Annotated in this window: 14 protein-coding genes; 2 read left to right on the forward strand and 12 right to left on the reverse strand. The window is 63.5% G+C overall.

The window, feature by feature from the left end; translation table 11 throughout:
- Nucleotides 1-15: 15 nt before the first annotated feature.
- Entirely contained in the window at nucleotides 16-891 is an 876-nt protein-coding gene (locus tag HMPREF3048_RS10235) for a CPBP family intramembrane glutamic endopeptidase (protein ID WP_141758908.1), read from the reverse strand.
- Nucleotides 892-935: 44 nt separating this feature from the next.
- Here HMPREF3048_RS10235 and lepA point away from each other — a divergent pair, with 44 nt between their 5' ends.
- Nucleotides 936-2,792 (forward strand): translation elongation factor 4, encoded by a 1,857-nt coding sequence (lepA, locus tag HMPREF3048_RS10240; RefSeq protein ID WP_070484894.1) that lies wholly within the window; start codon nucleotides 936-938, stop codon nucleotides 2,790-2,792.
- 100 nt (nucleotides 2,793-2,892) lie between these two features.
- Here the strand turns inward: lepA and HMPREF3048_RS12185 are convergent, their stop codons facing one another.
- On the reverse strand, nucleotides 2,893-3,849 hold the full coding sequence (locus tag HMPREF3048_RS12185; protein WP_141758909.1) for a hypothetical protein: 957 nt from the start codon (nucleotides 3,847-3,849) through the stop codon (nucleotides 2,893-2,895).
- Between the two features lie 58 nt (nucleotides 3,850-3,907).
- Between HMPREF3048_RS12185 and HMPREF3048_RS10255 the strand changes: the two genes are divergently transcribed.
- Entirely contained in the window at nucleotides 3,908-5,086 is a 1,179-nt protein-coding gene (locus HMPREF3048_RS10255) for an alpha/beta fold hydrolase (RefSeq protein WP_070772087.1), read from the forward strand.
- Here the strand turns inward: HMPREF3048_RS10255 and HMPREF3048_RS10260 are convergent, their stop codons facing one another.
- The 10 genes from HMPREF3048_RS10260 to HMPREF3048_RS10305 form a co-directional block, all read right to left on the reverse strand.
- A complete protein-coding gene (locus HMPREF3048_RS10260; RefSeq protein WP_083316874.1) occupies nucleotides 5,087-6,997 on the reverse strand; it encodes a BCCT family transporter in 1,911 nt (636 codons plus the stop codon).
- A 21-nt stretch (nucleotides 6,998-7,018) separates the two neighbouring features.
- A complete protein-coding gene (locus tag HMPREF3048_RS10265) occupies nucleotides 7,019-7,924 on the reverse strand; it encodes a ribokinase (protein ID WP_070421329.1) in 906 nt (301 codons plus the stop codon).
- A gap of 6 nt (nucleotides 7,925-7,930) precedes the next feature.
- Nucleotides 7,931-9,262 (reverse strand): ATP-binding cassette domain-containing protein, encoded by a 1,332-nt coding sequence (locus HMPREF3048_RS10270; protein WP_070772089.1) that lies wholly within the window; start codon nucleotides 9,260-9,262, stop codon nucleotides 7,931-7,933.
- Nucleotides 9,249-10,028 (reverse strand): ABC transporter permease, encoded by a 780-nt coding sequence (locus tag HMPREF3048_RS10275; protein WP_070772090.1) that lies wholly within the window; start codon nucleotides 10,026-10,028, stop codon nucleotides 9,249-9,251. Before HMPREF3048_RS10275 ends, HMPREF3048_RS10270 begins: the two co-directional genes overlap by 14 nt.
- Nucleotides 10,025-10,948, reverse strand: a complete 924-nt coding sequence (locus HMPREF3048_RS10280; RefSeq protein WP_070772092.1) for an ABC transporter permease — start codon at nucleotides 10,946-10,948, stop codon at nucleotides 10,025-10,027. Before HMPREF3048_RS10280 ends, HMPREF3048_RS10275 begins: the two co-directional genes overlap by 4 nt.
- The gene (locus HMPREF3048_RS10285; RefSeq protein WP_083316868.1) at nucleotides 10,945-12,366 is read right to left on the reverse strand and encodes an ABC transporter substrate-binding protein; all 1,422 of its coding nucleotides are present in this window, start codon (nucleotides 12,364-12,366) and stop codon (nucleotides 10,945-10,947) included. The genes HMPREF3048_RS10280 and HMPREF3048_RS10285 overlap by 4 nt, the downstream gene beginning before the upstream one ends.
- Before the next feature lie 9 nt (nucleotides 12,367-12,375).
- Nucleotides 12,376-13,155 (reverse strand): GntR family transcriptional regulator, encoded by a 780-nt coding sequence (locus tag HMPREF3048_RS10290; RefSeq protein WP_070772094.1) that lies wholly within the window; start codon nucleotides 13,153-13,155, stop codon nucleotides 12,376-12,378.
- 69 nt (nucleotides 13,156-13,224) lie between these two features.
- Nucleotides 13,225-14,211, reverse strand: coding sequence for an LLM class flavin-dependent oxidoreductase (locus HMPREF3048_RS10295; protein ID WP_070772096.1), 987 nt, complete (start codon nucleotides 14,209-14,211; stop codon nucleotides 13,225-13,227).
- 58 nt (nucleotides 14,212-14,269) lie between these two features.
- Complete coding sequence (gene brnQ / locus HMPREF3048_RS10300) at nucleotides 14,270-15,700, reverse strand: branched-chain amino acid transport system II carrier protein (protein WP_070772099.1); 1,431 nt, start codon at nucleotides 15,698-15,700, stop codon at nucleotides 14,270-14,272.
- A gap of 87 nt (nucleotides 15,701-15,787) precedes the next feature.
- Nucleotides 15,788-16,909 carry a MalY/PatB family protein gene (locus HMPREF3048_RS10305; RefSeq protein WP_070772100.1) on the reverse strand — a complete coding sequence of 374 codons (1,122 nt, stop codon included), beginning with the start codon at nucleotides 16,907-16,909 and terminating at the stop codon, nucleotides 15,788-15,790.
- Nucleotides 16,910-16,942: the final 33 nt, after the last annotated feature.

Genomic DNA, 16,942 nt, shown 5'->3' on the forward strand with positions numbered 1-16,942 from the left:
TGGTCACTGGCCACTCTAAGCCTTCGCGGGGGATGGAACAACCACTTTTTGCTGCGAATGTTTCCCTACGTCGCGCAGCACCCACATGAGTAGCGCGGTCGTTCCGATGGTGAGCAACGCGGAGACGGCCGTTTGGGGCAGGGTGATTTCTGTTTCGCCTGGATCAGTCAATCCCAGCGTGCCGTAGGAAAACACGATGGTGTTGGACACCGCGTGCAAAACTACGGCCGCCTCCACCCCGCGGGTGCGCCAGGTCAGCAGTGCGGCGCACAGGGCGAAAATGGCGATGTCGAGCAGGCCGATCCAGTTGTACAAGTGCAACGCCACGAACACGGCGGCGGGCAGTCCGTAGCAAATCCAGCCAGGTGAGATCCACTGGCCGAGGATCTGCGGCAGGCTCGCGCGGAAGACGTACTCCTCGGCCGCGGCCTGCAGCGGGACGACGACGACAAAGGCGGCGAGCAGCATCCATTCGCGAGGACTCAGCGAAAGGTCGCCGGTCCCGAACAGGAGGGCGTCGAGAAGCACCTGCGCCCCGTAGATCGCGCCGACCACCACGAACGCGCGCCCAGCAACGCCCCAGCGGAAGTGCCCCTCGATGCTGGAGAGCGCACCAGGTTTGCGGCCGAGTACCCGCGCGGCGATAAACGGCGCAGGCAACCAGGCAGCAATAAAAAGCACCTGCACCAGGGAGGCAAGCGGGTCGGAGGAGGTTTCGTCGAAAAGATCGCCCAGCCCGTAGAACCCAGCGGCAAGGCCGATCGGCACCGCCATCGCCATCGTGAACGCCACAAGGCACACAGCAAGCACCACGAACTCGACGAGCGGACGCCACCACGCAGCCTCGCGCAATCGGTGCGTTAAACCAGCTCTGTGAAACTCAGTTGGCATGCCCACACGTTAGCGCGTCGCGCGACACGTAAGATGAAGCAATTATGGCTGCCAAATCGACGAACTTCGCGGAAAATACGTTCACGGACCCCGCCCGCATCCGTAACTTCTGCATTATCGCCCACATCGACCATGGTAAGTCCACGCTGGCAGACCGCATTTTGCAGCTGTCCAACGTGGTGGACGAGCGTGAGATGCGCGACCAGTACCTCGACAACATGGACATCGAGCGCGAACGCGGCATCACCATCAAGGCCCAAAACGTTCGCTTGCCGTGGGTGCCCAAGACCGGCGCGCACGCGGGTGAAGAGATGGTGTTGCAGATGATCGACACCCCAGGCCACGTGGACTTTTCCTACGAGGTCGCCCGCTCCCTCGACGCGTGCGAGGGCGCAATTTTGCTTGTCGACGCAGCCCAAGGCATCGAAGCCCAAACCCTGGCCAATCTCTACATGGCCATCGACAACGACCTGGAAATCATCCCGGTCCTGAACAAGATCGACCTGCCGGCAGCCGACCCGGAAAAGTACGCACTCGAGATCGCCAACATCATCGGCTGCGAACCGGAAGACGTGCTGCGCGTGTCCGGCAAGACGGGCGAGGGCGTGCCGGAACTGCTCGACCGCGTCGTTGAGCTGATCCCGGCTCCGGAGTCCGAGCACGGCGCAGAGGCGCCGGCCCGCGCCCTGATTTTCGACTCCGTCTACGACACCTACCGCGGCGTTGTCACCTATGTGCGCATGATGGACGGCCGCCTCGAGCCGAACCAGAAGGTGCAGATGATGAACACCGGCACCACGCTCGAGATCCTAGAAATCGGCGTGGTCTCACCCACGATGAAGAAGACCAAGGGGCTTGGCCCGGGCGAGGTCGGCTACGTGATCACCGGCGTGAAGGACGTGCGCGAGACCCGCGTCGGTGACACCGTCACCTGGGCTTCCAAGGGTGCTTCGCAACCTTTAGAAGGTTTTGAGGAAGTGAAGCCGATGGTGTACTCGGGCCTGTTCCCAGTCTCCCAGGAGGACTTCCCGGCCTTGCGCGAATCGCTGGAGAAGCTGCAGCTGAACGACGCCTCCCTCACCTGGGAGCCCGAAACCTCCGTCGCCCTCGGCTTCGGTTTCCGCTGCGGTTTCTTGGGCCTGCTCCACATGGAGATCACCCGCACCCGCCTCGAGCGCGAATTCGACCTGGACCTCATCTCCACCGCGCCGTCGGTCACCTACCGCGTGATCGCCGAAGACGGCACCGAACAAATGGTGCACAACCCGTCCGACTGGCCCGGCGGTAAAATCCCCGAGGTGTACGAGCCGATCGTGAACATGACGATCATCGTGCCCCAGGAGTTCGTCGGCACCACCATGGAACTGTGCCAGTCCAAGCGCGGCCAGATGAAGAACATGGAATACCTCTCCGAGGACCGCGTGGAGCTGCGCTACCTCATGCCGCTCGGCGAGATCATCTTCGACTTCTTCGACATGCTGAAGTCCCGCACCAAGGGCTACGCATCGCTCAACTACGAAGAAGCCGGCGAGCAGCAAGCCGACCTGGTCAAGGTAGACATCCTGCTCCAAGGCGAACCTGTGGATGCGTTCTCCGCCATCGTGCACAAGGACTCCGCCCAGTGGTACGGCAACAAGATGACCAAGAAGCTCAAAGAGCTCATCCCACGCCAGCAGTTCGAGGTGCCCGTCCAGGCCGCGATCGGCTCGAAGATCATCGCCCGTGAAAACATCCGCGCCCTGCGTAAGGACGTGCTGTCGAAGTGCTACGGCGGCGACATTTCCCGTAAGCGCAAGCTGCTGGAGAAGCAGAAGGCCGGTAAGAAGCGCATGAAGTCCATCGGTTCGGTCACCGTGCCGCAGGAAGCGTTCGTGGCAGCGCTGTCCACCGACGAGGAGTAGTTCGGCGCCCTAGTTTGATGTAAAACCACGCAGTACCGCCTGCGTGGTTTTACACTTTGCCCAGGTCGCTACCGTGGGCCTTGTAACATCTTGCATCGCGCTAGCGCCGACGCGCCTGCCGGATCGTTTTCTCCACGACCTCGACGCATTGCTGCATGGTTTTCGACCCCGCCCGGGGAACCGTCCAACCATGAAGCATCGATGTCAGGTTGATGGACGTATCTAACTGTCGTTGGTCGTACTCCCAGTGGTGTCGGCCGTCGAACATGATCCCGATCTTGAGTTCGGGGATGGCAAAATCAAAGGTCGTAATGGCTTTGCCGCCCACTGTCAGCGGATACTGCTCTACGAGCGTGTGGCCGTAGTTGCGAACCACTGGCTGGAGGAGCAACCGCAGTTCGGTTTCTTTCGGCGAATCGGCAGTTGAACGGGACAGATCGAGCACCCGAGACAGCCACCGTTGATTGATTTGCCGAAGGGCGCTGGCGCGAATGTCTTCCGCCTGTAGTCCGAGGTGTCGACGGGCGCAGTCGACAAGTTGTACAGCCTTGACCATTTCTGGGCTCACACCGGGGATTGGCTCTGTCTGCCACGAGTGTTCGCCTCGTCGAATTTGTTGCAGAGCCTGCACGGTTGCACGTAATGGTCGAGAAACGCGGATGGGCACACCGCGGTGGGTGAGGGTCCATGTTTCTGTGTGTGGGGCGTGGAGTCGTGCGACGGAGGGACGTATAGCGGAAGCGGTGAGTTTTTGGGGTGTGGGTGCTCGCAGAGTAGTGTCTGCGCCTTCAACGAGATACGGCAATCCGTAGAGAGCGAGCGCGGAGAATCCGCACACCACGCTGCCTGGGCGTTCGTACGCGTGGACGACGGCGCGCACGGCTGCGGGCACGTCGTATTTCTGGTTGTGCGGGTGGTGTCGTGCCGCGAGTTGGACTGCCCATTGTTCCAGGCTGTGGCGCTCGTGGATGAAGCGTTGTTTGCTAACAGGCAGGTAGTTTTGTCCGCGTTCCATCTGGGACGCATTGACGATGGTTGGTGGGAATTCGATCTTCATTCCGTCGTACATAACTATTTGACGTGGAAACTCTCGCCCCGGTTCCTACAATCGCCGTATGCGTGAAATTGTGTTGAACCGTGGCGGCTTCTCCGTTTTCGCCCGCGTCTTCGGCGAGGCTGACGCTCCGGCGTTGTTGTTCCTGCAGGGTGGGCCGGGGTTTCCGGCGCCACGTGAGCGGTTTGAGTGGGTGGAGACTGCGCTCGAGCGTGGCTACCAGGTGGTCATGTTGGATCAGCGGGGGACGGGGCGCTCGACCAGGGTTGATTCCGCGACGCCTTCGCTTATCGACGACACCGTGCTCACCCAGCTTCGCGCCAGCGACATCATCGCCGACGCGGAAGCGTTGCGTGAGGAGATGGGGCTGAAGCAGTGGGATGTGTTGGGCCAGTCCTTTGGCGGGTTCTGCCTGACGCATTATTTGGCCGTGCACCCGGAGAGTGTGGGGAGGGCGTTGTTTACGGGCGGGTTGCCGTCGATAAGCGAGGGCGTAGAGAGCGTCTACCGTGCGACCTTTGCCAAGCTCAAGCACCGCCACCTGCAGTTCAACGAGCAGTACCCGGAGGCTGAGCGGACGATCCGCGAGGTGTGCCGCCACCTTGAGGCGGAGGAGGAACTGCTGCCTACCGGCGAGCGGCTGAGCGCGCGGCGCCTGCGCACTCTCGGCATCGAGTTGGGGCGCGAGGATGGGTTCGCGTCGCTGGCGCAGTTGTTTGAGGCGCCGTTCCACCCGAACGGCAGGCTGCGCACGGACTTTTTGGCGTCGGTGGGGGAGCGCGTGAGTTTTGCCAGGGGGCCGCTGTATGCGGCGGTGCATGAGTCGATCTACGGCGGCACGGTGCCGGGGGCGACGAACTGGGCGGCGGAGCGGGTCTCCCGCGAACTTACAGGGTTCGCGCCGGACGCCAGCCCTAACGACGAGGAGTTCTACCTCACCGGCGAGCACATCTTCCCGTTCCAATTCGACGAGGATCCGGAGCTACGCCCGTTCAAGGCGGCAGCAGAACAGCTGGCGCAGAAGGATGACTGGGACAACCTGTATGGCGGGCTCGGTGGGGGCCACGATGCGTACGCGGCGGTGTACACCGACGACATCTACGTGCCGCGCGAGCTGTCGCTGGAAACTGCGGATGTCATCGGTGCGAAGGTGTTTGAGACGGACCAGTTCCAGCACGACGGGCTGCGCCGCCACGGCAAGGCGGTGCTTGGCCGCCTGCTGGACATGGCGGGGAAGTAGCTAGCCGCGGTTGTCTTCGGCGGCGCCGTCGTTCTCGGCGGTTGTGCTGTCTTCGTCTTCGGCCTGGTAGCCGTCGGACCATTCGCCGGTTTCGTAGTCGTAGCCGACGGGGGTGCCTTCTTCGTCGGTGCGTCTGTACCAGTCGGTGTATTCGTTGGACGTGGAATCGAACTCGGCACCTGCGCCTTCGCCCGCTGCGGAGGGCTCGACAACGATTTCAAAGTCGTCGCCGTATTCTTCGATGCCTCGGATGACAGCGGATTTCACCGCGTTGCGGGCGTAGGAATTGCGGATGGCCATGGGGTCGGTGGAGAGGTCCTTGATAAACGAGTACATCAGCAGCAGGATGACCACCGAGAACGGCATTGCGGACAGGATGGTCAGCGACTGCAGGCCGGACAGGGCGTCTTCGCCACCGGAGAGCAGCATGACGACGGCGATGCCCATCATGGCCAGGCCCCAAAACACCACCACGAGTTTGTTCGGTTCGGGGTCGCCCTTAGAGGACATGGAGCCCATGATCGTGGAGGCGGAGTCTGCGGAGGTGATGAAGAACACCGCGAGGATGCCGATGAGGATGTATTGGGTGATTTCCGCCAGCGGCATTTCGCCGAACATGTTGAAGAGCACTTGCTGCGGGGTGGCGGTGCCGTCGAAGTCTTCGCGGCCTTCGCGGGAGAAGGTGATTGCGGTGCCACCGAAGATAGTGAACGCGCAGATGAGCACGGCGGTGGGGACGAGCGTGGTCACTACCGCGAATTGGCGCAGAGTGCGTCCGCGGGAGATTCGTGCGATGAACATGCCGACGAACGGTGCCCAGGCGATCCACCACGCCCAGTAGAAGGCAGTCCAGGCAGACTGGAAGTCGAGGGTGTCTTCACCCCAGGACAAGGAGCGCGACGCCATGTCGAAGAAGCGGTCGGCGTAGACCAGGGTGCCTGACGGCAGCAGGTTGACCAGCAGCAGGGTTGGCCCGGTGGCGAAGATGAACAGGATGGCCGCCGACGTCAACGAGATGTTGATATTCGACAGGATGCGGATGCCTTTGCCCACACCAGAGACGGCGGAGATAACAAAGCCGATGGTGAGCACGCCCATGACGGTCAGCAGCACGCCCATGGGGGCGGAGTCGCCGCTGCGCATGATGGCGATGCCGTCGCCGATCTGCAGGGTAGAAATACCCAGCGTGGCCGCGGTGCCGAACAGGGTGGCCACGATCGCCAGGATGTCGATGATGGTGCCGAAAGGGCCGGAGCGCTTGAACACCGGGGTAAACAGCGACGACATAAGCGTGGGTCGTCCGCGGCGGTAGCAGGAGTAGGCCATGGCGCCACCGACCAGTGCGTAGAGCGCCCACGGGGAGAGGCCCCAGTGGAAGTTGGCTTGGGCGATTGCTCGGTGCAGTGCTTCTTCGGTTTCGGCCTCGACGGTCAGCGGTGGCGGGTCGAGGTACATGGTCAGTGGTTCGGAGGGGCCGAAGAAGAAGATGCCTACGCCGATGCCTGCAGCGAACATCATGGCGACCCAGGAGAAGAACGAGTATTCGGGTTCTTCGTCGTCTTTGCCCAGTGTGATGTTGCCGAAGCGAGAGAACGCCAGCACTGCCATGATGATGACGCAGGCGACGAGCACGATGTTGAAGAGCCAGCCGAAGTTGCGAAGGCCCCATGACAGTGCGCTTGACGCGCTCGAGCCGACCTGTTCTGGGGAGGTCACGCCCCAGATGATGAAGGCAAGGATCGCTGCGGCGGTCACGCCGAAAACGACTTTGTCCAGGCTGAAGTTGTGGCGTGATTCTTCGACGCTGATGCCCGGGACGAGGCCGGGGTGCATGTCGTCGGGGTAGACGCCTTGTGTGCGTTGGACGCGCATGGGGCGTTTATTGCTTGTCGACGACGACCGTCGCGGCATCATCTGAGGGCTCATTTGGGTTTACGCTCCAGGCAGGGTGTCGGCGGCGGTCGGGTAGGACGGTTGTGCCCCGGGGCGGGTGACGGAGAACGCGCCGACGCGGCACGCATAGGTGGAGGCCTCGACGAGCGTGTCGCCCTCGATGATGCGGGCACAGAACGCGCCTGCGAAGGAGTCGCCGGCGCCGACGGTGTCTACGGCCTCGACTTGTGGGGAGGGGATGTGGGTCAGCGCGTCGCCCTCAACCACGAGCGCACCTGCTGCACCGAGGGTGAGCACGACGGAGGCGAAGCCCGCGTCCTTCAGGCGGCGTGCGAGGTCCTCCGGGGTGCCGGTGGAATCGTAACCAAGCTGATCGAGGATCAGGCCCGCTTCGTGTTCGTTGGCCATCAGGGGATCGGCGGCGAGCAGGGCCTCGCGTGGTACGTCGACGACGGGGGCGAGGTTGATCACCACGCGACCCTTTGCCAGTTCGACGGCGCGGGCGAAGCCGTCGGCCGGGATTTCGCCTTGCAGCAGGACAACTTCGGCGGCTTCGACGGGTTCGGCGTGGCGGGAGACGAAGTCGGCGTCGACCAGTGCGTTGGCGCCGGGGACGACCTGGACGGTGTTTTCGCCGTTGGCTGCGACGGTGATCACGGCAAGACCGGTGACCTCAGTGACTTCTTCGACGTGGGTGAGGTCGACGCCCGCCTCGCGCAGCAGTGCAGTTGCCGGGATGGCGTTCGAGTCGGTGCCTACCGCGCCGACCAGTGCGACGGGGGCGCCGAGGCGTGCGGCGGCGCAGGCTTGGTTCGCGCCCTTGCCGCCGGCGGTGATGCCTCCGCCGGAGCCGAGTAGCGTTTCGCCTGGGGTGGGGTGTCGGTCAACATTGACGGTGAGGTCGGCGTTGATGGATCCGACCACGCAGATTTTTGCGGCACTCATGGGTGCCTATAGTACGGCGGCGAGCAGTTCTCGGGTGTAGGGGTGCTGTGGGTTGGCCCAGATCTCCTCGGTTGGCCCCTGCTCGACGATGCGCCCTGACTGCATCACGGCAACGGTGGGGCACAGTTCACGCGCGACGTTTAAGTCATGGGTGACGAAGATGAGGGTGTTGGCGCCTATGGTGTCGCGAAGCAGGTCAAGCACTTGGTCTTGGATGGTGGCGTCGAGGGCGGACACGGGTTCGTCGGCAAGCAAAATGCTCGGGCGAGGCGCCGCGGCGCGCGCAATAGAGATGCGTTGGCGCTGCCCGCCGGAAAATTGTGCGGGCTTGCGGTGGCCTGTGCCGGCGAGGCCGACGCGTTCGAGCATTTCGTCGGAGCGTTGCTTATCGACGCCCGCCTCACGAATCGACGCCCCAACCTCCATACGTGGGTCAAGGGAGGAGTACGGGTCCTGGAACACCATCTGCACGTCCCCTGCGACCGTCACGGTGCCGGAGGTGGCCTGGCGCAGCCCCGCAATCAGGTGGAGCAGCGACGTCTTGCCGGAGCCTGAGCCGCCCACGATGGCCAGGCGCTCGCCCTCGCGGACGGTGAGGGTGACGTTGTCCACCGCCATGGTGGCGCCGCGCTGCAGCGAGACACCATCCAGTTCGACGACCGGCTCGCCGAGCGTGACAGGGGCAGCGGGCGCGCCGGGCTCGGCTGCGGCGGCGAGTGCTTTGGCGTAGTCGGAGTCGGGTGCGACGATGCGCCCGTCCTTAAACACCAGCACCCGGTCGGTCATGCGGCGCACCACGGCCAGGTCGTGGGAGATGAACAGCAGGCCCATGCCACGCTCGCGGACGAGGCGGTCGAGCAGGTCGAGGATGTCGGACTGGACGATGGCGTCGAGGGCGGTGGTGGGCTCGTCGCAAATGAGCACGTCCGGGTTCTGGGATAGCGCGAGCGCGATGAGCACACGCTGGCGCTGGCCGCCGGAGAGTTCGTGCGGGTAGGCGTCGGGGCGGTCCACGCCGACGTCTCGGAGCAGGTCGCGGGCAACGATCCGGCCGATCTTCTTCAGCGGGTCGAGTGCGGTCATGGGTTCTTGGAACACCATGGCGACGGTGTTGCCGCGCACTCGGCGGCGCACGCGGTCGCGGGTGCCCACCATCTCTGTGCCGTTGACGGTGATGGATCCGGTCGCGGGCAGGTCACTCAGCCCCATGATGCTTAAGGCGGTGACGGACTTGCCGGAGCCGGATTCACCGATGATGCCCACGCGCTCGCCGGGGGCGATGTGGAAGGTGATGTCGTGGAGAATGCCGTCGATGCTGAGGTGCTTAACGTCGATCATCGGTGCCTCCGAGCAGGTTAAATCCCAGCACGGTCACCGCGATGGCCAGGCCCGGCCACAGTGCGAGGTGCGGGGAGGTGGCCAAGAACGGCTGCGAGGCCTGCAGCATGCGGCCCCACGACGCGTACGGGGCGGGGGAGCCGAGGCCGAGGAAGGACAGGCCAGCCTCCGCAAGAATGGCGAGGGCCACGGCGACGGAGACCTGTGTGAGCACGATCGGCCAGATATTCGGCAGGACGTGGCGCCACGCGATCACAGGGCCCGACACCTTGGCAATGCGCGCGGCCAGGATGTAGTCGTTTTGCATCACCTGCAGCGTGCCGGCGCGGGCGACGCGGACGAATCCCGGGATGCCGGCGATGCCGATGGCCAGCACAACAATCCAAATCGAGGCACCGAACACGGCGGTGAACACGATGGCCAACAGCAGTGCGGGGAAGGCGAGCAGAAGGTCGGCGCCGGCCATGACAAACCGGGAGGCACCGCGGCGCATACCGGCCCAAATGCCCAGCGGCACACCGACGAGCGCCGACAAACCGACGGCGCCGATAGCCACGGTCAGGGTCAGGCGCGCGCCGTCCATGACGCGCGAGGTGATGTCGCGGCCGAACTGGTCGGTGCCCATCCAGTGCGCTGCCGAAGTGCCCTGGAGTCGGTTCTGAACGTCGGCCTGTAGCGGGTCGAACGGCGTCCACACCAGCGACAGCAGCGCAACTGCCGCGACGGCCAGTACGATCAGCCCGCCGATTTTGCGTTGTGTTGTCATGCTTGCCTCCGAATCCGCGGGTCGACCACCGTGTACGTCAGATCCACAATGAGGTTGACCACCAGCGTGAAGGCCACGACCAGCATCATCACGGTTTGGACGGTGGTGAGGTCGCGGTTGCCTACGGCGTCGAGAAGCATTGTGCCCAACCCCGGGATCGTGAACACGCGCTCGATGACCACCGCACCAACCACCAAAGACGCCAGTTGCACGCCCACGACCGTGATCACCGGCAGTGCCGCGTTGCGCAGGGCAGACGAGTAGAGCACTGCGCGTATCGACGACCCCTGCGACCGCCCCGTACGCACATAATCCTTACCCAACTCTTCACGCACCGACGCCGCAATGTAGCGGGTCAGAATCGACGCCTGCACAAGCGAAAGCGCCGCCACCGGCAGCACCACGTGCGCAGGCGTTCCCCACCCATTGGCAGGCAACCAGCCCAGTCGCACCGAAAACAACGCCACCAGCGCAATACCGACAAGAAACGACGGGACGATAATGCCCACTTGCGACAGGCCACTGACCACCGCCGAGCCCGCGGAGCGGCGTCGACCCGCGATGTACACACCAGCCGGCACCGCAACGAGCAGCGACACCGCCATGGCCAGCAACGTCAGCGTGAGTGACACCCCGGCGCGCTCTATGACGGACTCGGTGATTTCCTTGCCCGAAGACAACGAAACCCCAAAGTCGCCGGTGATCAGGCCACCGATCCAGTCGAAATACTGCGCCGGCAACGAGCGGTCGAGCCCGAGGCGGGTGTTCAATTCTGCGATGTCGGCTTCGGTTGCCGCCACGCCGAGTGCGATGCGAGCCGGGTCGCCGGGTACTGCGCGCAGCAGTGTGAAGATGATCAGGCTGGCGGCGACGAGCAGCAGCACAAAGCGCAGCAGGTGTTTGCTGATGGTGCGGATCATTTTGTCACCTCGTTCAGCCGTAGCGAGTCAGTGACCACGTTGGGGTTGAGTCCACTCACGCCTGGGGCGTAGAGCACGATATTGGGCGCGTTGACCAGGGTCAGCGACGCCGTGTCGGCCATGACTTGGTCGATGGCGGCTTTGATGTCGCCGTCCGCGAAGTGTTGCTGAGCCTGAGGCGAGTCGTAGCCCAGGTAGTAGTCCGGGTTGCCGAACAGTTGGGCGGCGTCGCGCGGCTCCACGTGGGCGATGAGTGAGGACTGGTAGTCGTGGCCCTTGTGCACTTGGCTGAGCCACACGGCGGGGAACTCGACGGTTTCCAGTTTGATGTTGAAGCCGACGTCGCGAAGTTGCGAGAAGAGCAGCTCGGATGCGGTCTGCGCGTACGGCAGGTTGGGCACCGTGATGGTGACCTCCGGGGTGCGCCCGGCGAGCAGTTCGCGGGCCTTGTCGGGGTCGAAGGGGTAGTAGTTGTGCCCGGTAAACCATGGGTCGGTCGGTGGGACGGGGGCGCCGCCGGTGTCGGTGGCCAGACCGTTGTAGACCACCTCGTTGATCGCGTCGCGGTCGATCGCGTACGCCACCGCGCGGCGGATGTCGGGGTCGTCGAAGGGGGCGCGTTGGTTGTTCATGCTCAGTAGCACTTCGCCGTTGGTGGTGCCCACTTCCACCCGGATGTCCTCGGGCAGCGTCTCGATCAATTGCGGGGCTTGCATCGCCCACACCACGTCCGCGTCACCCACGCGCAGCGCGTTGACGGCGGAGACCGGGTCGTCGAAGTAACGCATCACGGCGTTGCGCTCGACGGAGCCGTCCCAGTAGTCCTCGCGTGCCTCGAAGACGATCTTCTCGCCGATGTCGAAGCGCTGCACTGTGTATGGGCCGGTTCCCAGCGGGTCGGTGGCCAGGCGCTCGATGCTCGCCGGGGTCATCATCGCGCCGGTCAGCGTTGCCATGGACCACAGCCACGCGTCCGCGTCACCCTCGATGGTGACGGCCAAGGTGTGCTCGTCGAGCACGTGCGTATCGACGACCGGAGCCATCTGGGCCTTCAACCCATTCGTCCACTCGTTTTGCACGTAATCGATTGAGAACGCGGCGTCCTCGGCGGTAAACGCTTTGCCGTTGGAGAACGTCACGTCGTCGCGTAGGTGGAAGATGAATGTGTCGCCGTCGCGGTCCCACGAGGAGGCGAGGTGGGGGATGGGCTGGCCGTTGTCGTCGATACGCACGAGCGTTTCGTAGACATTGCCGACGAGCGCTTGGGGTGCGGCGGCACCGCCAGTTGTTGTGAAGTCCAAGCCGGCAGGGGCTGCGGAAGCTGCAACCACCACCTCATCGCGGGCCTCGGAATTGGTGCAAGCAGCCAACGCAAGTGAAAGGGAAACGGTGGCTGCGACCAGCGTCCTTGAAAGCATGCTGTGAGGTTAGTGGATGTCGGATTCCACCTGGAACCACAGGGGGGACGAGTGCCCCCGAACATTGTTCAATCCGAAGGACACTTTGTCCGCGCGGAAGATGTGCACGGCGTATTCGAGCACGTCACCGTTGTGCGTTAGGGCCTTCAGCGCAACCACAACAACCGGGTCGTCTTCTTCGATGCCGAGCTGCTGGGCCAGCTTCGCGTCGGCGCGCTCCACCGTGAAGGAACGCGACAGGTTGTTAAAGTCCGCGCCCGCGCGAATGAGTTCGCGGTGGATGGAATCCTCGGAGGTGTCCACCGTCTCAATCACGTCAGTCAGCGAAGCGTCGAAGTACATCACTTCGGCCACGAGCGGCTCGTCGTCGGCGCTGCGCACCCGGTCGAGCACGTAGACGTCTGTGCCAGGAGTGATGCGCATCTTCTCGGCGAGGGTCTCGTCGGCCTGGCTGATGCCGCGGCGGTTGACCACCTCGCCCGGGTTCTTGCCCATCCGGTACAGCCACGAGGTGGTGGACAGGATCTCCTCGAACGTCTCGGTGCGGGTATTGGACAGCACCAGGGAGCGACGCCCGCGGCCCGAGGAGAGCAGGCCCTCCGCGCGCAGCGTCGCTACCGCCTGGCGTACCGGTCCGCGGGAGGTGTTGAACTGCTCACACAACTCGACCTCGCTTGGCAACGATTCGCCTGCAGGGATGTGGCCTGCGAAAATCTCGTCGCGAAGGTAATCGGCGATCTCCTCGTGCTGCTGTGGGCGACGGAGTGGACCGGTGGGCAATTGAGCCATGGGGGTCAGTTCTTTCGTGGTCGAAGCGGATTTGTATAGCCAAATCCTAGACCACTGTTCACCAGAATTTTACTTTCCCCAGGAACCGGCAAGAATTTCCATGTTGCGCAGGGTTGCATCGTGGCTGCCGGACTGCAGCGAAATCATCAACTCGTCCGCATTGGCCAGTTTTTGGAAGGCCTCGAGGTATTCCGCAACCTGCTCGCCGGTGCCCTTCGCCGTGTAGCGCAGCATGTCCGTGATCTGGCGGCCCTGGTGGGAATTGACCACGGCGTCAAGTTGGTCGTCCGAAAGCATCGTTCCGCGCCGCCCCATGAACGCGCGAACCCGGTTGCGGTGCACGATACGGGTTTCCTCCACGGCCTCCTGCTCGGAATCGGCAGCCGTGACGTTGACCGCGGCGATGCAGTACGGCTCCGGGTAGCGCTCCGACGGCTGGTAATTCTCCTTGTAGTAGGTGGTGGCCTGCTCCAAGTGTTGCGGCGCGAAGTGGGAGGCGAACGCGTACGGCAGGCCCAACTTTGCGGCCAGGGATGCGCCGAACATGGACGAACCCAGAATGATCAGCGGTACGTTCGTGTTAAACCCGGGCATCGCGGTCACGCCTGGCAGTGGGGACTCGTTGGACAGCCACGCCTGCAGCTCGAGAACGTCTTCGGGGAAGCGTTCGGCGGCGGCAGGGTCTCGTCGCAAAGCACGGCCCAACGTCTGCTGATCAGTACCGGGCGCGCGGCCCAAGCCAAGGTCGATGCGGCCGGGATAGAGCTCCTCGAGCATGCCGAACTGCTCCGCAATCACGTACGGGGAGTGGTTTGGCAGCATCACACCGCCCGAACCGAGGCGGATGCGCTCGGTCTTCGCGCCGATGTGGCTAATGAGCACTGCGGGTGACGACGACACAATGCTCGACATGTTGTGGTGCTCCGCGTACCAAATCCGGTCGTAGCCCAACCCTTCCGCCTTTTGCGCGAAAGTAACGGAGCGCTTCATCGCCTCGCCGACGGACTCGTCGGGGTAGCGGGTGCAAAAATCGATCAGAGAAAGTGGCGTACGCATAAGGCCCCACCGTACGCGTTTTGCGAACAGTGGGGCCTCGCAGGAGAGCCAGGTGCGACTACGACTGCAGCACCGGCTTCGCGTCGCCCTCCGCGGAGAGGTCCTCACCCTCGACGGACTCCATAGTGCCGGGGATCATCGCTGGCTTCGGTTTAGCAAAGTCGACGATCAAACCGATGATGAACGCCACGACAACCGGGACCACCCAGCCGAGGCCCTCGGCGGCCAGCGGTGCCCACTGCACGATTGGGCGCAGTGCGTCGGCGGCCCACTCGAGGGAGATGAAGGTCTCGATAGCGGACCACACCACGGCGACCCACAGTGGCAGGAAGAACGCCCAGCTGAAGCGAGTACGTGCGCGGAATGCCGGCTCGATGAGCGTCAGGGCAATCAGGGTAATCGCCGGCGGGTACAGGAAGCCGATCACCGGAGCAGCGATCGCCATAACGAAGTCCAGGCCCTGGGTTGCCATGATCATGGAAGCGACAGCGAAGATGACAGCCCACACGTGGTAGGAACCCGGGAACTGCTCCGAGAAGTACTCGGCGGTTGCGGTGATCAGGCCGACAGCAGTGGTCAGGCAGGCGAGCAGCACGATGGCGGAGAACACTGCCTGTCCAGCACCACCCATGGTCAGGTTGGAGGCTTCAGCGAGCAAGCCTGCGCCGTTGTCAAAGTTGGATGCGCCCGGCATGACACGGCCAATGACGCCAAGACCGACGTACACCAGCGCAAGCATGGCACCGGCGCCAACACCTGCATAGATGGTGCCGCTGACCAGCGGGGCGCCTTCCTTGAAGCCGCGGCCACGCAGGGTGGAAATCACCACGATGGAAAACGCCAGTGCGGCAATGGAGTCCATGGTCAGGTAGCCCTCGAGCAGGCCGGAGGTCAGCGGGCCGTTGTCGTACGGCTCCTGCGGGGTGGCCGGCTCGGCGCTCCAGCGGAATGCGGACACGGAGATCATGACGATCAGCAGGACGAGCAGCGCCGGGGTGAGGAACTTGCCCAGCTTCTCCATGATGGTGGTCGGGTTCCAAGACAGCGCCAGGGCGATGCCGAAGAACACGACGTTGAAGATGCCCGAGGCAACCAGCGAGTCAAAGCCGAACAGCGGAGTGATCGCGGTTTCAAACGACACGGCACCGGTACGTGGCAGTGCGTAGAACGCGCCGATGGAAAGGTATGCCAGGACCGGGAAGACCACGCCGAAGGCGGTGCCGGCGCGCTGTGCGAGGTCGCGCAGGTTCGAGCCGGACAGGGCAATCGCGATGACGGCGAGCACCGGCAGCAGCGATGCGGTGACCAGGAAGCCGATGAGTGCCGGCCAGAAGTTGTCACCGGCCTGGACGGCCAGCATCGGCGGGAAGATGAGGTTTCCCGCACCAAAGAACATTGAGAACAGGGCAAGCGCCGTCACGATGATTGCGCTGGTGGAGCGCCCATTCGTTGACTGGCCATCTGCCTGCGAAATCGCTGTGGAACCCATTGGGAGAACCTCTCTAGCTAGTGTGCAGTTGTCTTAGCATAAACCACACGCCCGCCAGATGGGAACTAAGTTCCAGTAGGTGGGATGTTAGAGCGCGTCGATCGCGTCCCCGATCCGCCGGACCGCCTCCTGGAGAATCTCCGGGGAAGTAGCAAAGTTCATCCTCGCGCGATGCTCCCCGCCGGGGCCGAAGTCCATGCCCTCATTCATCGCAACTTTTGCGTGACGACGAAGCCACGCCGCCGGCTTTTCGTCCACAAGCTTGGTGTTTCTAAAATCCAGGAACATCAAATAGGTCGCCTGCGGGACCTCCATCGCAATACCCGGCACCGCCTTTGGCAGGTTTTCGACGAGCCAATCCCGGTTCGCCCGCAGCTGCTCAATCTCCTCGTCGAGGAACTCGCGGCCGTGCGTGTAACAGGCTTCCGCGGCAACAATGCCGAGGGTACCTACGCCGTCCTTGGCTACCCCCGACAACGCATTCCACGTACGGACGTCCTCGTCGTTGGTAAAGATCATTTGCGCGCACTTTAAGCCCGCTACGTTCCATGCCTTCGACGTTGCCGTCACCGTGATGCACACGTCCGGGTTGTTCTCTGCGGCGCAGACGTGGGCGCCGTCGAAGACTAAGGGCGCGTGGATTTCGTCGACAATCACGCGCGCGCCATGCTTGCGGGCGACCTCGCAGACGGCATCCAACTCATCAGCGGTAAAGATGTAGCCGCCCGGGTTGAACGGGTTGGTCACGATGATGCTACCGGCACCGTTGGCAAACGCCGCGTCCACCTCATCCAGTTCGAGCCCGCCTGCGCTGGAGACATCCACACGCTTGCGGCCCGCAACCTGGGCAACTTCCAGGAACGGGAAGTACGCCGGCACCGGCACGATCACATCGCCCTCGGTGAAGTACTTGATCGCCAGCATCACGCCGCGCACCACGTCCGCAACCGGGAAGATCTTTGCTGCATCCGGGCGCCAGCCGTAGCGGTGCTCGTAGAACCCAGCTACCGCTTCACCCAAATGGTGCGCATGTGGCGCCGGGGTGTAGCCGAACATCTCGCGCTCCACCGCATCCGCAATCGCATCCTTTACCGCCGGGGCGGTGGGGAAGTCGCTTTCCGCGATGAATAACGGCAGCACGTCAGCGTCGAACTGTGTCCACTTACGCGTGCCGCGGGCTTGCAGGTTTTCAAGGCTGGGAAATTGCATGCGCCCTACGGTAGTGAGATTTTTCCTTTGCGG

Origin of the sequence: Corynebacterium sp. HMSC075D04 (genome assembly GCF_001815635.1) — a bacterium.
In the GTDB taxonomy this organism is placed as follows: Bacteria; Actinomycetota; Actinomycetes; order Mycobacteriales; family Mycobacteriaceae; genus Corynebacterium; species Corynebacterium coyleae.

Excerpts from the sequence above, each read along its gene's own strand:
- HMPREF3048_RS10285 (WP_083316868.1), bottom strand. The coding sequence starts at position 12,366 with ATGCTTTCAAGGACGCTGGTCGCAGCCACCGTTTCCCTTTCACTTGCG.
- HMPREF3048_RS10270 (WP_070772089.1), bottom strand. The coding sequence starts at position 9,262 with ATGATCGACGTTAAGCACCTCAGCATCGACGGCATTCTCCACGACATC.
- HMPREF3048_RS12185 (WP_141758909.1), bottom strand. The coding sequence starts at position 3,849 with ATGAAGATCGAATTCCCACCAACCATCGTCAATGCGTCCCAGATGGAA.
- lepA (WP_070484894.1), top strand. The coding sequence starts at position 936 with ATGGCTGCCAAATCGACGAACTTCGCGGAAAATACGTTCACGGACCCC.
- HMPREF3048_RS10305 (WP_070772100.1), bottom strand. The coding sequence starts at position 16,909 with ATGCAATTTCCCAGCCTTGAAAACCTGCAAGCCCGCGGCACGCGTAAG.
- HMPREF3048_RS10255 (WP_070772087.1), top strand. The coding sequence starts at position 3,908 with ATGCGTGAAATTGTGTTGAACCGTGGCGGCTTCTCCGTTTTCGCCCGC.
- HMPREF3048_RS10235 (WP_141758908.1), bottom strand. The coding sequence starts at position 891 with ATGCCAACTGAGTTTCACAGAGCTGGTTTAACGCACCGATTGCGCGAG.
- HMPREF3048_RS10265 (WP_070421329.1), bottom strand. The coding sequence starts at position 7,924 with ATGAGTGCCGCAAAAATCTGCGTGGTCGGATCCATCAACGCCGACCTC.
- HMPREF3048_RS10295 (WP_070772096.1), bottom strand. The coding sequence starts at position 14,211 with ATGCGTACGCCACTTTCTCTGATCGATTTTTGCACCCGCTACCCCGAC.
- HMPREF3048_RS10280 (WP_070772092.1), bottom strand. The coding sequence starts at position 10,948 with ATGATCCGCACCATCAGCAAACACCTGCTGCGCTTTGTGCTGCTGCTC.
- HMPREF3048_RS10275 (WP_070772090.1), bottom strand. The coding sequence starts at position 10,028 with ATGACAACACAACGCAAAATCGGCGGGCTGATCGTACTGGCCGTCGCG.
- HMPREF3048_RS10290 (WP_070772094.1), bottom strand. The coding sequence starts at position 13,155 with ATGGCTCAATTGCCCACCGGTCCACTCCGTCGCCCACAGCAGCACGAG.
- brnQ (WP_070772099.1), bottom strand. The coding sequence starts at position 15,700 with ATGGGTTCCACAGCGATTTCGCAGGCAGATGGCCAGTCAACGAATGGG.
- HMPREF3048_RS10260 (WP_083316874.1), bottom strand. The coding sequence starts at position 6,997 with ATGCCGCGACGGTCGTCGTCGACAAGCAATAAACGCCCCATGCGCGTC.